The following is a 13,049-nucleotide window of genomic DNA, read 5'->3' on the forward strand; positions in this document are numbered from 1 at the left end:
CGGGCGCCCAGGGTGACCTCAAATAAGCCTCCAACGAGCGCTTCCGAGAGGGATGGAGGGAACTGGAGCGCCGTCAGGCCATTTTCCAGCAGACGATAGAAGAACGCCATTACCCCCGCTTCGGTAAGTATCTCTAAAAATACCGAGAAGAATACAACCAGTCCGCCCACGACAATAATAAGCTTCAGCGAAGATTCGACCGCCTGCTGAAGCAGCTCGCCCACGCTTCGGCCGTCGTTCATTCTGGCTTCATGCATGGCGTTGAACGCCCGCCGCAGCCGGCTGCCGCGAACCGGGGCTCCGCCAGCCGGAATTTCGGTCACCGAGCCCCGTTTGCCATGGAAACGCATGAGGAGGCCGATCAGAAAACCGCCGCCGTAATGGGAAAGCGCCAGAATGGTCGCGATTTTGGGATAATGAAAAAAACCGACCGATACGGCTCCGATCAGAAATATCGGGTCAGAAGAGGTTGTAAAGGCCACCAGCCGCTCGCCTTCCTCCCGGTTGAGCATTTTCTGTTCCCACAGCTTGGCCGTCAGCTTGGCCCCGATGGGATAGCCTGACACATACCCCATCGCGGCTACGAATCCTCCGCTTCCGGGAATGCGGAACAGCGGCTTCATCAGCGGATCGAGCAGCGTGCCGAACAAGTGAACGATGCCGAAGCCCAGCATCATTTCGGAAATGATGAAGAAGGGAAATAACGACGGAAACAGGACGTCCCACCAAATGGCCAAGCCCCGCAGGGCGGATTCCAAATAAGGGCCGGGGTAACACAGCATCAGCACTAACAATCCGGCCATAGACGCAATCATGAGCGGTAAACCCAGCCTTTTTACGGACAAATTCGCAGCCTCCCTTCCGAATATGGGACATGAGAATCACACCTATGTTCCTAAATTTTATGAATGTCATCGGACAAACAGTACAAAAAAGTTGGGAAAGCGTTTACAATAAGTGCTGTATTTTTGGTGGAGATATGGTAAAATATACAGTACAACAACTAACTTCATTTCAAGTTTAAAATATATGGATGGAGTGATGAGAACATGAGTATTGTCGCCGGTCTCCTTGTCTGCGCCTTCGTGTATGTCATTCGCGAATCACTGGTCCATCCCGGCGAAGAGGATTGGAGCAGTTACTGAAGATGTCCTAAGGTGCTAAACTTACGTTTAGTCGCCTTTTTTTGTGCATAGGGACTTGTCCTTCCGCGAGGCTCATGCAGAGGATCTGAGACCCTGATTTAAAGCTCAGGTCCCACTTTGTGGGGTTATTTTGTTTTTGGTTTTTGATATAATGGAAATAATATGTACTTTGCATTTTGATGATTCATTCGAGTAAGCAGCGGCGGAAGGCCCGGAAAGAGACAAGCATCGATGAGGACACTGGGCATGAAAGGAATGTATGGATGTGGCGTTGGAACCTCTTTACTCCATTAATGTAGTATGCTGTAATTGCGAGCATCAATTTTCCACGTCACGGGTGCGTCCGAGCTTTAAGAAGGCCGTGCGTACGGATGCGGATTTTTGTGCTTATTATAACAACGAGAATCCCGACTATTATGTGGTCAGGGTATGCCCGAAGTGCGGTTTTGCGTCTACGGAGCATTCAACAGAACGGCTGAGCGATGTGCAGAAAAAGCAGTTTGCCGAGAAAATCGGCAAGCGCTGGATCGAGCGGGACTACAGCGGACACCGGGATTGGGAAATTGCGCTTGAGACCTACAAGCTCGCCTTGCTGTGCGCGCAGACGATCGGAGAGAAGGATCGGATTATCGCAAGCCTTCTGCACCATATTGCCTGGCTCTACCGGTATAAGGGCGACGAGGAGCAGGAACAGCGCTTTCTGAAATACTGCCTGGATTCTTATATCCGGGTGTATGAGCTGGAAGGCGTAGGAGCGAACAACGCGCGCTTGCTTTATTTGATTGGGGAACTGAACCGCCGGACAGGCGATTTCCATCAGGCGGTCAAGTGGTTCTCCAAAGTCATCAATGATAAACATATCGTGGATTCAGCCATGATTCACGCTTCACGCGAGCAGTGGGGCGTGCTGCGGCAAGAGATGCTGGACAAGCGAATGGAGCTGCCGGGCGAGATGAATCCCGCCTGAACGTAAAAACACGCCAAGGAGACCGTGTTCATCACGGCATGCCTTTGCGTGTTTTCTTTCCGGAGCAGATCAGCCGGTTCGATCAGCGAATATCCTGGTCGAACAGCAAATAATCGTTGTCCGTGTCGATGATATGGAGTCTGTTGTTGCAGCAGGGAAAGACGAGCAGCTTTTTCTTTCCTTCATGAATGCTGCGAAGCTCAGCTGGCTTAAGGGGCAGCCTCACATTGTTCGCTCCGCAGAACGGACATTCATGTACATAAATATCGCCCATCACTTTGTCGTAAGGCCAGGTTCTGGAGAACGGAATCATGATTTGGTTCCTTCATCGCCGTCCTGCTTGCCGGCTTCTTCCTTGGCGAGCTCCGCCAGCTTCTGCAGCAGGATATGCTGCGGCATGTGCATCAGGTGTTCCAGGGGAACCCCCAGCTTCTCGGATAGTTTCACGGCGGTCTCCGGTGAAATTTGCAATGGTCTCATGGTGAGTATCCCTCCTCTGTATGAATAAGCCCGGTTTGCCGGGCAGAAACATAAGGGTTTCGTCTTTATAGTTATACACCTTACCATGAGGCCAATCAAATAAAATAAAAATGATGATGAGAAAGGTGATTCGAACATGAACAAAGACCTGAAATTAACTTGGAATCTTGAATCCGTATTTCCGGGCGGCTCCGCTTCCGCCGAGTTCGATACCTTCCTTCACTCCCTGGAGCAGGATTTGAAGAGCCTTCAGGGCGAAATCAAGGCAGCCAAGGCGCCGGCGAGCCCAAAAGAGACCGAGTCGTTTGACGGGTTTATTGAAGCGCTGCAGGGCACTATTGCCCGCCTCTCCGAAGCCAGCGCGTTCGTCAGCTGCCTGCAGGCACAGAACCAGCAGGATAAGAAGGCCGTTCAGCTGGGCGGCCGCCTGGCGAACCTTCGGGCGCTCATTAATGGAATCATGACCGACTTTGACCATATTCTTCGCTCGACCGATGATGAGACGTTCGCGCAGTGGATCGGCCGCGATCAGGTGCGGCAGCTGGCCTTCGTCCTCAGTGAGAGCCGCGACCAAGCCCGCGAAATGATGAGTCCGGACATGGAGAGCCTCGCGCTCGATTTGGCCATTGACGGATATCATGGCTGGAGCAGCATGTATGATACGATCGTCAGCCATATCCAAATTCCGTTTGAAGAAAACGGCGAGACCGTGTCGCTGTCGGCCGGGCAGGCGGCCAATAAGCTGGACAGTCCGGACAAGGAGACTCGCGAGTCGATGTTCGTGAAGTGGGAGCAAGCCTGGTCGGACAAAGCCGACTTCTGCGGGGATACGCTGAATCACCTCGGCGGATTCCGCCTGAAGCTGTATGGACGCCGCGGCTGGGACGAAGTGCTGAAGGAGCCGCTTGAAATCAACCGCATGTCGCGTGAGACGCTGGACGCCATGTGGAATGTCATACAGGACAACAAGCAGATGCTGCTGCAGTATATGGAGCGCAAGGCCAAGCTGCTCGGCCAGGACCGTCTGAGCTGGGTGGATGTGGAAGCGCCGATCAGCAAGTCTTCGGGCACGATTTCTTACCAGGAAGCGGCGGAAACGATCGTGGAGCAGTTCCGCAAGTTCAGCCCGCGCATGGCTGATTTTGCCGAGATGGCCTTCGACAAGTCCTGGATCGAGGCGGAAGACCGTCCTGGCAAGCGTCCGGGCGGCTTCTGCACATCGCTGAAGCTCAGCAAGGAGACGCGGATCTTTATGACGTTCAGCGGAACGGCTTCGAACGTCTCGACGCTGGCGCATGAGCTCGGACACGGCTATCACCAGCACCTGATGAACGAGCTGCCGATCTTGAACCAGCGGTATGCAATGAACGTTGCAGAGACGGCATCTACCTTCGCGGAGATGATCGTATCGGACGCGATGGTGAAATCGGCTGCCGATGAGCAGGAGCAGCTGGCGCTGCTTGAAGACAAAATCCAGCGGAGCGTCGCATTCTACATGAACATCCATGCGCGCTTCCTGTTCGAGACCCGTTTCTATGAGAAACGGGAAAGCGGTCTGCTCAGCGTTCAGGAGCTGAATGCGCTGATGGAAGAAGCGCAGAAGGAAGCGTATTGCGACGCCCTGTCGTCTTACCATCCGCATTTCTGGGCGTCGAAGCTGCATTTTTATATTACGGGTGTGCCGTTCTATAACTTCCCGTATACTTTCGGCTACATGTTCAGCACGGGCATCTATGCACGCGCGCTTCAGGAAGGCGCAGGCTTTGCCGATAAATACGACGCCCTGCTGCGCGATACCGGCGTCATGACGGTGGAGGAGCTGGCGAAGAAGCACCTGAACGCCGATCTGACGGGCCGCGATTTCTGGCAGACCGCGGCAGATCCGCGATTTCTGGCAGACCGCGGCAGATCTGACGGCAGAGGATGTCAAGCAGTTCCTGGCCATGACCGACCATCTGGTGTAATCCAGCCGGAGGGTTCGGTTAAGTGGAATAGATCACACCACACAAAAAGCAGTCCCTTGGGGTTCATTACGCCTCAAAGGGACTGCTTTTTTGATGATACATTAGTTTGGGAGACACGGACTTGTTATATCGCATCGCAAGAAGACGACCGCTAAATGCACTCTTGTGGGACTGGATAGCAACATGGAATCGCTTTTGTCCGATGTCCGCCCTCCGTAAAGTGCATCAAGCGGGGCATAGGTTAGGAACGTCCGCGGATTTCCTGACGCAGGAACATGACGTACGAGATCGCAAAGCAGACCAGCGTCAGGGCGATCAGCCCGGTGACCTGCGGCCAGATCAGCAGCAGGCTCTGCCCGAAGGGGAGCGGGCTGTCAATCGCGCCGTAAGCCTGCTCCGTCGTGAGCGGACCCAGTGTACGCACCGTCGGCATCAGCAGCGTCGAGGTCGCCTCATTGAACAGCGTATACGGTGAAATCCGGCTCAGCCCGAGCATAAAGCTGACATGGTGGACCATGTCGTCCACCGAAGCCGTGTCGCTGTTAGGCGCAAGGCCCGAGGAGATCAAATTCAGGATCATATCGTAAAAGAAGCTGAAGAACAGCCAGACGGCGATGCCCGAGAGCGCCGATGTGGCAGGCTGGCGGAATTTAACCGAGAACAGGATGGATAAGTTCAGCCAGAATCCGATATAGACGATCGTGACAACCAGGAAGCTGAGGATTCTCAGCAGCTCCTCGAATGACGGCGGCAGTCCTACGATCAGAAAACCGAGGGCCAGCACGAGCAGCCCGAGGGAGAGAAACATGAAGCCGATGATGGTGAGCGATGCGATAAATTTGGCATTCAGCAAATCGTCACGGTGAATCGGCTGCGCCATGATGCGGCTCAGGGTGCCTTTGTTCCGCTCGCTGTTGACGGCGTCGAAGCCGAGGCCGATGCCAAGCAGCGGGCCCAGGAAGCCGATGAATCCGATAAACGACGGCAGGGTGCCGTCGGAGGTGGTGAACAGCTTCAGGATGACGAAATCGCTGTAGCCGTCCGTGGATTTGATAGCGTCCTGCAGGCTGTTCAGCGCCGTATACAGCGAGGCGACGCAGGTCAGGAAGATGATCGCCAGGAGCAGCAGGAAGCGCCAGCTCCGGACATGATCGGAAATTTCCTTGCGCACCAGGACGCGGAATGCCGCCGGGTTCGCATTTACCCGGTTGAACCGCTCCCGGTCGGAGGGAACAGTGCCCCGTAACCGGCCGATGCCGTCCTTAAACGGGGTGCTGACCGTGTCCCAGGCTTTATTTAGCTGCTCTTTTAGAACGCTTGCTTCCAAGGTCCTCACCTCCCGCAAAATATCGCCGGTAGATTTCATCCAGGCCGTATTCCTTGCGCTGCAGCCCGTAAAGGGCCGCTCCCGACGCGACGACCGTCCGGGCGATCTCCGGACTGCAGTCGGCGTTGACGCCGATCTCCAGGCGCGTCCGGTCCTCCACCGGTCTCATCGAGTCTTGATCCCCGCTCGCGATCCGGACAGAGCTGACCCCTTCCACGCTCTGAAGGTCAGCCAGCAGCGCATCATCCGCCCGGTCCACCTCGGCGGTGATCAAGAGCGGCGTGTCGGTCAGCAGGACGCTGGACAGCGTCTCCAAGTTTCCTTCGGCCAGCAGCCTGCCGCTGACGAACAGGCCGACGCGGTCGCAGATTTGCTGTACCTGGTGAAGCTGGTGCGAGGAGAGGAGCACCGTCAGGCCCTGGTCCCGGCTGAGGCCGTGGATCAGGCCGAGGAGCTCATCGATCCCTTTGGGGTCGATGCCGAGCGTCGGCTCATCGAGGATGATGATTTCCGGCCGCTTGATCAGAACGTCCGCGAGTCCGAGCCGCTGCCGCATACCGCGGGAGTAATTCCCGGCCTTCTTATGGGCAGCATCCTCCAGCCCTACCTCCTTCAGCAGATAGAGCGAACGCTCCTCCGCCTCTTTGTCGGAAATGCCGTTAAGGCGGGCGGTCAGCTTTAAGTTCTCAAGGCCGGTCCAGTCTTCGTAAAAACCGACGTCGTCCGGCAGGTAACCGACGCGGCGTTTGACTTCAATCGGCCGCCGCGTCGGATCCAGCCCCAGCACATTGATGCTTCCGCCGTCCGGTTCGCTCAGGCCGAGAAGCATCAGAATGGTGGTCGATTTGCCTGCGCCGTTTGGGCCGAGCAGGCCGAAGATTTCCCCGCGGCGGATTTGAAGGGACAGATGGTCCACGGCTTTATGGGTGCCGTAGCTTTTGGTCAACTGCTGTATGTCGATGACTGTCTCCGCCAACGTTATCTCCTCCCGTATTTACGAATGAGTACATAGATGCCGCCCAAAATGACCAGGATGATCAGCACGCCGATCCAGCCCCACAGGACGGAGCCTTTGACAGGGCGATGGCTTTGTCGCTTGCGGTCAATTTGGCTTCCACCGTGTGGACTTGCCGGCGGCGAGCTTATCGACCGTTTTGGGNTTAAAGCTGACTTCCCAGTTGGTTGGCGCCGTGGAGGTGAAGTTGATGTTGGTCAGGTCGGCGGTACCGGATTTTTGACCAGCAGCTCAACGGTTTTATCTCCGCCTGCCTTAATGTCGGTGCTTAACAATCCGCTTGGCGTCGTCAGTTCCATGCTGTACTTGCCGGTAATGACGGCTTCGAGCTCCAGCTCGGAATTCGTTGTCTGGTTGGAAGCGCGGATCGGTATTTTAAAGGTACCCTGCGTCACGTTTTCAGCCGGCTTTACATCAACGGTAATGGATTTGTCAGCCCCTGGGTCCACTTCGACGGAAGAGACCTGTTTGCTGTCTGCCGTAAATGTTACGTCCCATCCCTTCTCAGCCTGGGCGGTTAACGCATACGTCTGCTTTTCGGCGGTGCGGTTGGACAGGTTCACCGAATAGGTAAAGGTCGCGTCGGAGTGTCCCTCCAGGTTGGCCTGATCGGTCGTCAGTTCGGTTTGATACGTGCCCTTTTCCGTGATGTTGACCGAAAGGGGCAGAGACGCGAGGCTGCCCGCCGACAGCGTAAAGCGATAGGTTCCCTTGTCGATTTGCATCGGAACCGTCACGTCCAGGGAGATCGTTTGCGATGAATCCGGCATAACCGAAATTTCGTTCAGGTCCCAACCGCCGCCCGAAATTTTGGCCGTCCAGCCTTCGGGCAGACCGGTAACGGATATCGGGGCTGTAATGACGCTGCCGGAGTTGTTTTTCAACTCCACGCTGTAATTCAGCGATTCTCCGGGAGGCACGGAAATGGAAGTGTAGGTAGTGTACAGCGTCAGACCTCCGGCTGCATGGACCGGACTTCCCGTGCTGGCGATCAGGAAGCCGATGCAGAGCATCAGCGCCAGGCCGGCATGTGTGATGATCCTCAAGAAACGTGTCATGAAACAGAACCCTCCTCATGTGTGTTGGTGATCATCTGGAATACGAATGAAGGGCCGCCACCGGATTTACCGGAAGATTAAAAGAAGATAAAAATTTGCTTAAAAAGGGATAAAATCACGGAGGAGGGGAGTCCGAACGCGAAATTCTTTTGCTAGAATGTTGCTGTAAAAACGGCGGCCAGCGCTCTCTTCGGGACCTTGGGTGCAGGGGGCAGGCCGGATCAAGGGAATGAAGAGAATAAGGGGGGATACTCCATCATGCAGGACCGTCCTGAAGCGTGGTTGAAGGAAATTGCAGAGGGCTCGGCTCCGGCTTTCGACCGGTTCTATGATGCGTTTGCTCCGATGGTTTACCGGCTTGCGGAATACTGGATGAAGGACCGGGTGGAAGCGGAAGATGTCTGTCAGGAAATTTTTATCGAAGTGATGGAAAAAGCGGGGCACTACGATCCCGAAAGGGGCAGCGTGGAAGCGTGGCTGGCGGTTCGTGTCCGAAGCAGGGCGATGGACCGCCTCCGGCAAAAGCAGCGGATGGCCGCCCTGCAGCGGACGCAGGAAGAGTCGGCCGTTATGCGCTGGCAGCGGACGTTGGAATCGGCGGAGCTGGAAGCGTTCCGGCATCTGGATCAGGAGCAGGTGAGGGCGGCGCTGCGCAGCATCCCGCCCATGCAGCGAATGGCGCTCTACGGGAGCTATATGATGGAGCTGACGCACCGCGAGCTGGCTGAGAAGATGCAGAAGCCGGTCGGAACCGTGAAGTCGCTGATCCGTTACGGCATCCGGAATTTACGCAGCAGACTGGAACAGGGCCAGGTTACCCAGGCCGGCGAGGGAGGTGAACCGCATGCGGTTGTCCATTCGGGAAAATGGGAGCAATAATCCTGAAGGCTGTGCTGTGCTGCCCGAGGAAAAGCTGGTCGATTATGCGATGAAACAGCTGGAAGAGCCGGAGCGTCTCCTCGTCGAGGAGCATGCCGCCGCTTGCCCCCACTGCAGGGAGCGCCTTGCCGAGTGGGAGACGGTGATGCAATCCGTTGAGCTGGTCGGCTCGGTAATGAGCGAGCCAGCCTCGGTTTTGGATAGCCAGCCAACCGCTGCAGCGTTGAGCACGTCGCTGCCCGAGTCGCCGATACGGGCTGTGGGTACCGAAGAGAAAACCGCATCAGAGGCGGATTGGCAGGCCTCCAGCGAGGTAGCTGGCCCGTTTGCGGCCTCTTCCGCAGCTCCTGGCCCTTCCGCCCGTCTGGGCCGCAAAATGCGGCTTCTGGCCCGGCTCCGTTCCCTGGAAAAAGGATTTGTCCGCTGGCGGCGTTACCTTGTACCTGCCGCAGCGGCAGCGGTTGTTGCAGGCTGCGTCGTTGCCGGACTGTTCTCCTTCAAGCATCGGGAGATGCCGTCCGCCGATTCTATCGATCAAGCCTTTACATCCAAAATCGCTGTTATGCAGTCGGCCAATTACGATCAGTACCGGATTCCGCCGCTTCCGCCGCTCCACGGATCGGGAGGCGTGTGGATCGACCGGGATTCGGGTGAGATGCTGATCGTGATCGAAGGCCTTCAGCCACCGGAGGAAAAGGCCTACCAGGTATGGCTGCAGCATGAGCAACGGTCGGTCAGCATGGGAATGCTGATGACGGGTAAGGCCGAGGGTAAAGGTTATTATTACGGATACGGGACCATGGACCCGGACCAAATTGTGATCAGTCTGGAACCTAAGGGCGGAAGCCGGGTTCCGACCGGACCCGAAGCACTAAGGGTGTCTGTCGATGATAACAGGGAGTAGCGTCAGCCTGGGGGATCTCAAATGCCCTCGGGCTTTTTTCTTTTCAGGTTTCGCGTTAGCCCGGAATAGTCGCTTTAAGCCGACTGTTTTTTGGGTGATGGGATCATCGAAATAGATTTGGGGTAGCGTTCATTGGAGTGGATTCGTGGTTTTTCGCGCTCTTCTTGGAATGTCCTTGGGGAAATCACATTTTGTCAAAATAACCAGAAATATAGCGATTTGTTGCCGAAAATAAAATTGCTTTAACGAAAATAATAGGAATTATTACCCAATTATGTTTGATGTTGTTGTATGATACTACATGCTGTCTTATAATGAGTCATAAGCCCTATGAGTTTTGGCGAATTTTGGAGAGGGGGAAAAAGATGATCAAAACCGAGCAGTTATCTTTGGCAAGGCAATTGGATTTAGTGTTTAAGGAACTGGAAGAAGAGCTGTCAGGACTATCATCCGGCACGGTGTTTGTGCAAATACGAAATAATGTCATTGGTAAATTTGGTATCCGGCATCATCCGCTGGAAGGACGGAACGGGGAAATTCATTCCCAGGATTCCGGACTGACTCCAGTACAGTACTCGTCTTTTCGTCTCATGGCTTTAGAAAGTTTAAAATACAAGCGCCACTGGACTCACGGTGAAATCAGCTACGAATTTACGATCCGGCAGGGGCTCATTGCGGTGGATGCCATCTTGGAATCCAACTATAACATGGCTAACCTGATGATCCGGTATCCGAGACATACATATCCTGAAACAGTAACAGAATTGTCGTAGTTCGTCGTGGACTTATTTTTATCATCCCTTCTTGCTTTTGTAGTATGACTTTATCCATGAATATCCGAATAGTTTGATTAGCACAGAAGACAGACCAGGCTTAGCGGAAGTTTTTCTTGCGATGATTGAATGGTTAGCTCCGCTGAAAATTTTATAAATTCTATAATTAGAAAAAGGCAGCCCTTGGAATAATCCAGAGGCTGCCTTTTGTAGGCGGGGACGGCTCGCGCCGGGCCCGGCTCATCATGATATCAACGTATACAAATGCAGATTATTGGCCGGAACGACCCGATAATTGCTGCTCTGCCAGTTGTACCAGACGTTTCGTGATGTAACCTCCCAAAGAACCAGTCTCACGGGAAGTGTAGTTGCCCATGTATCCGTCTTGTGGCATTTGAACGCCAAGCTCTTGTGCAGCTTCAAGTTTCAGTTGTTGAAGAGCAGCGTTAGCTTGTGGAACCACCAGGTTGTTCGAGCGGCTTCCGCGTCCTTGGTTTTGACCTTGACCCATACCCATGTTTGTCACCTCCTTTGAACTTTATGGAGTTATTATGGTGCGAAAGATTTGAAAACATGCAGCAAGAATGGAGATATAAATTGGTAAATAGAGGATAACGCAAAAAGGGCCGCACGCTTCAAGCAGCATGCAGCCCTGTTATTTGTAAATTTGAAAATCCGCGTTTTCCTATGCCTGATTCTAAGGAGTCGGCTTAATGGTCTTCAGAAGGATAGACCATGTCCAGCGTCAGGTCCATCTCGACCGATGCCTTCGGCTCGATCCGGATCAGACCCGTCAGGTCCGGTCCCGCGGCAAGATTGGGCGCATCCGGCAGCCAGGTATATGGCTCGATGCACAAAAACTCGTCCGCTTCGCCTTTCGTATAGAGAACCCAATGCTTATAGTACTTCGGATCCGCAGAATACTTCAGTCCGTACCCGTCACTGCGCATCAGCAGGGCTTCCGCAGGCTGTCCTTCCCCGATCCGGAGCGGAGTGTCGAAGTTGGTCCCGGCCAGATTGAGTCCTTGATTGAGCTGATCGAGCGGTCCAAGCGGGAGGAGCTCGCCAGTCGTAATTAAATCCTTATCCAGCGCATATTCCGCGCTTACAGGCAGGGTAAGCGTCCACTCTCCCGGCTGCCCGTCAAGCAAAAACCATGTATGAAAACCGATGCCGAAAGGTATCGGATGGTCCCCCAGGTGGGTAACCTTTAAATGTTGGGTCAGTTTGGACCCTTGAAGGCGAAGCGTCATTTCCAGCTTCAGCGGTGCGGGAAACTGCTCCATCCAGTGTGGATCGTCCGAGGTCAGGAACTCCGAGGTCACTGCACAGCCTTCTTCGTCTTCTTCGATATCGCTGACTCTCCAGGACTGCGTCCGGTGGAGACCGTGAATATGGTTGTCACCGGCGGTGTTCCGGTCGAACTGATACGATCTGCCTTCGTATTCAAAATGGCCGCCGCGGATCCGTCCCGGGGGAATCAGCATCGGCATGCCAAAATGGTAAGGTTTTTGCAGGTAGAATTCCAGATCGTTGTCATCAGGTCTCCGAACGACCTGCCGATTTAGGGTATGGTCTAAAATGGAAATGACATTGTTTCCAAGCGATGGCAGCAGTGTGACTTCAAGCTCACGGCTATGCAGGATATAGGTATCGTATCCGTTCCATTGCCCTTTGGTCACTTGTTTCATATCGTTGCTCCTTTTTCCTCTAAATTCATTTAGCCTTCAAATATCTAACCCATATCATAACAGATTTGATGGCGTTTCGTAAAAAAAGGGGTTTGACAATTCGACGATCTGAGCTTTATCATAGGCATTGCAAAAGGCTTTCAATGATTATGTAAACACGATGACAGGGACAAGTAAGCAAAGACGGCGTAACCTTCAGAAAGCCGGTGGTTGATGCGAACCGGTGGAGCCGATTTTGCCGAATGGACCCTTGAGTGCCGCGTTGAACGGAAGCAACCATGACTTCCTGCGTAGACCGGCCGGCGATTCCACGTTACGGAAGCAGAAAGGCTGACAGTTGTCGCTTCCACATGGGCGGCTTGCAGCAAATAAGGGTGGCACCACGGTCTCACGTCCCTTGCGGGCGTGGGGCCTTTTTTGTTTTTACCATTTTTAAAGTTGGAGGGATTGTTGATGAAAACCGTACTGTCCGGCATTCAACCCAGCGGCAAACTGACGCTCGGCAATTATATCGGAGCCATGAAAAATTTTGTAAAACTGCAGAACGACTATCAGTGCAATTTTATGGTCGTCGATCTCCACGCGATTACGGTACCCCAGGAACCCGAGGCGCTCCGGGAGCAGTCCGAGGCGGTAGCCGCCTTGTTTATCGCAGCGGGCATTGATCCGAATAAGGCCAACGTGTATATGCAATCGCATGTTCCGCCGCATGCCGAGCTGGGATGGCTGCTGACGACGCTCACCTCGATGGGCGAGCTTGAACGTATGACCCAGTTTAAAGACAAATCGGCCGGCAAGGACTCCGTAGGCGCCGGATTGTTTGTCTATCCCGCGCTGATGGCGGCA

Annotated in this window: 15 protein-coding genes and 1 pseudogene; 6 read left to right on the plus strand and 10 right to left on the minus strand. The window is 54.2% G+C overall.

All coding sequences use genetic code 11. The features are described from left to right. Window positions 1-845: nucleoside recognition domain-containing protein (locus CPT76_RS04095; protein WP_105442110.1), on the minus strand; the 845-nt coding region annotated here is incomplete at its 3' end. Between the two features lie 565 nt (window positions 846-1,410). Here CPT76_RS04095 and CPT76_RS04100 point away from each other — a divergent pair. After that, the gene (locus CPT76_RS04100; RefSeq protein ID WP_181152682.1) at window positions 1,411-2,112 is read left to right on the plus strand and encodes a DUF2225 domain-containing protein; all 702 of its coding nucleotides are present in this window, start codon (window positions 1,411-1,413) and stop codon (window positions 2,110-2,112) included. A gap of 82 nt (window positions 2,113-2,194) precedes the next feature. On the opposite strand, the gene CPT76_RS04105 is transcribed toward CPT76_RS04100, so the two are convergent. Both CPT76_RS04105 and CPT76_RS04110 read right to left on the minus strand, forming a co-directional pair. Next, window positions 2,195-2,425, minus strand: coding sequence for a hypothetical protein (locus tag CPT76_RS04105; RefSeq protein WP_105442021.1), 231 nt, complete (start codon window positions 2,423-2,425; stop codon window positions 2,195-2,197). Continuing rightward, the gene (locus tag CPT76_RS04110) at window positions 2,422-2,592 is read right to left on the minus strand and encodes a YycC family protein (RefSeq protein WP_076175142.1); all 171 of its coding nucleotides are present in this window, start codon (window positions 2,590-2,592) and stop codon (window positions 2,422-2,424) included. Before CPT76_RS04110 ends, CPT76_RS04105 begins: the two co-directional genes overlap by 4 nt. A 136-nt stretch (window positions 2,593-2,728) precedes the next feature. On the opposite strand from CPT76_RS04110, the gene CPT76_RS04115 reads away from it, so the two are divergent. Beyond that, window positions 2,729-4,711 carry a M3 family oligoendopeptidase gene (locus CPT76_RS04115; RefSeq protein ID WP_105442022.1) on the plus strand — a complete coding sequence of 661 codons (1,983 nt, stop codon included), beginning with the start codon at window positions 2,729-2,731 and terminating at the stop codon, window positions 4,709-4,711. An 86-nt stretch (window positions 4,712-4,797) separates the two neighbouring features. On the opposite strand, the gene CPT76_RS04120 is transcribed toward CPT76_RS04115, so the two are convergent. The 5 genes and pseudogenes from CPT76_RS04120 to CPT76_RS04130 form a co-directional block, all read right to left on the minus strand. Then, window positions 4,798-5,730, minus strand: coding sequence for an ABC transporter permease (locus tag CPT76_RS04120; protein WP_244364647.1), 933 nt, complete (start codon window positions 5,728-5,730; stop codon window positions 4,798-4,800). A 118-nt stretch (window positions 5,731-5,848) separates the two neighbouring features. Beyond that, window positions 5,849-6,439 (minus strand): ATP-binding cassette domain-containing protein, encoded by a 591-nt coding sequence (locus tag CPT76_RS42430; RefSeq protein ID WP_483870035.1) that lies wholly within the window; start codon window positions 6,437-6,439, stop codon window positions 5,849-5,851. Then, a pseudogene (locus CPT76_RS42435) lies at window positions 6,428-6,802 on the minus strand (ABC transporter ATP-binding protein); the annotation flags it as partial. The pseudogene CPT76_RS42435 and the gene CPT76_RS42430, both read right to left, overlap by 12 nt. A 183-nt stretch (window positions 6,803-6,985) precedes the next feature. After that, complete coding sequence (locus tag CPT76_RS41870; protein ID WP_374954606.1) at window positions 6,986-7,099, minus strand: NEW3 domain-containing protein; 114 nt, start codon at window positions 7,097-7,099, stop codon at window positions 6,986-6,988. Beyond that, a complete protein-coding gene (locus CPT76_RS04130; protein ID WP_258168072.1) occupies window positions 7,096-7,956 on the minus strand; it encodes a COG1470 family protein in 861 nt (286 codons plus the stop codon). Before CPT76_RS04130 ends, CPT76_RS41870 begins: the two co-directional genes overlap by 4 nt. A gap of 258 nt (window positions 7,957-8,214) precedes the next feature. On the opposite strand from CPT76_RS04130, the gene CPT76_RS04135 reads away from it, so the two are divergent. From CPT76_RS04135 to CPT76_RS04145, 3 genes are all read left to right on the plus strand, one after another. Continuing rightward, the gene (locus tag CPT76_RS04135; protein ID WP_076175134.1) at window positions 8,215-8,835 is read left to right on the plus strand and encodes an RNA polymerase sigma factor; all 621 of its coding nucleotides are present in this window, start codon (window positions 8,215-8,217) and stop codon (window positions 8,833-8,835) included. Beyond that, entirely contained in the window at window positions 8,801-9,739 is a 939-nt protein-coding gene (locus CPT76_RS04140; RefSeq protein ID WP_105442025.1) for an anti-sigma factor, read from the plus strand. The genes CPT76_RS04135 and CPT76_RS04140 overlap by 35 nt, the downstream gene beginning before the upstream one ends. Before the next feature lie 365 nt (window positions 9,740-10,104). After that, entirely contained in the window at window positions 10,105-10,512 is a 408-nt protein-coding gene (locus CPT76_RS04145) for an O-methyltransferase (RefSeq protein ID WP_076175130.1), read from the plus strand. A 271-nt stretch (window positions 10,513-10,783) separates the two neighbouring features. Here the strand turns inward: CPT76_RS04145 and CPT76_RS04150 are convergent, their stop codons facing one another. Beyond that, on the minus strand, window positions 10,784-11,023 hold the full coding sequence (locus CPT76_RS04150) for an alpha/beta-type small acid-soluble spore protein (protein ID WP_076175232.1): 240 nt from the start codon (window positions 11,021-11,023) through the stop codon (window positions 10,784-10,786). A gap of 199 nt (window positions 11,024-11,222) precedes the next feature. After that, window positions 11,223-12,203 (minus strand): aldose 1-epimerase, encoded by a 981-nt coding sequence (locus tag CPT76_RS04155; RefSeq protein ID WP_105442026.1) that lies wholly within the window; start codon window positions 12,201-12,203, stop codon window positions 11,223-11,225. 453 nt (window positions 12,204-12,656) lie between these two features. Between CPT76_RS04155 and CPT76_RS38900 the strand changes: the two genes are divergently transcribed. Next, window positions 12,657-13,049: tryptophan--tRNA ligase (locus CPT76_RS38900; protein WP_483870034.1), on the plus strand; the 393-nt coding region annotated here is incomplete at its 3' end.

Source organism: Paenibacillus sp. AR247, from assembly GCF_002968895.1.
Taxonomy (GTDB): Bacteria; Bacillota; Bacilli; order Paenibacillales; family Paenibacillaceae; genus Paenibacillus_AQ; species Paenibacillus_AQ favisporus.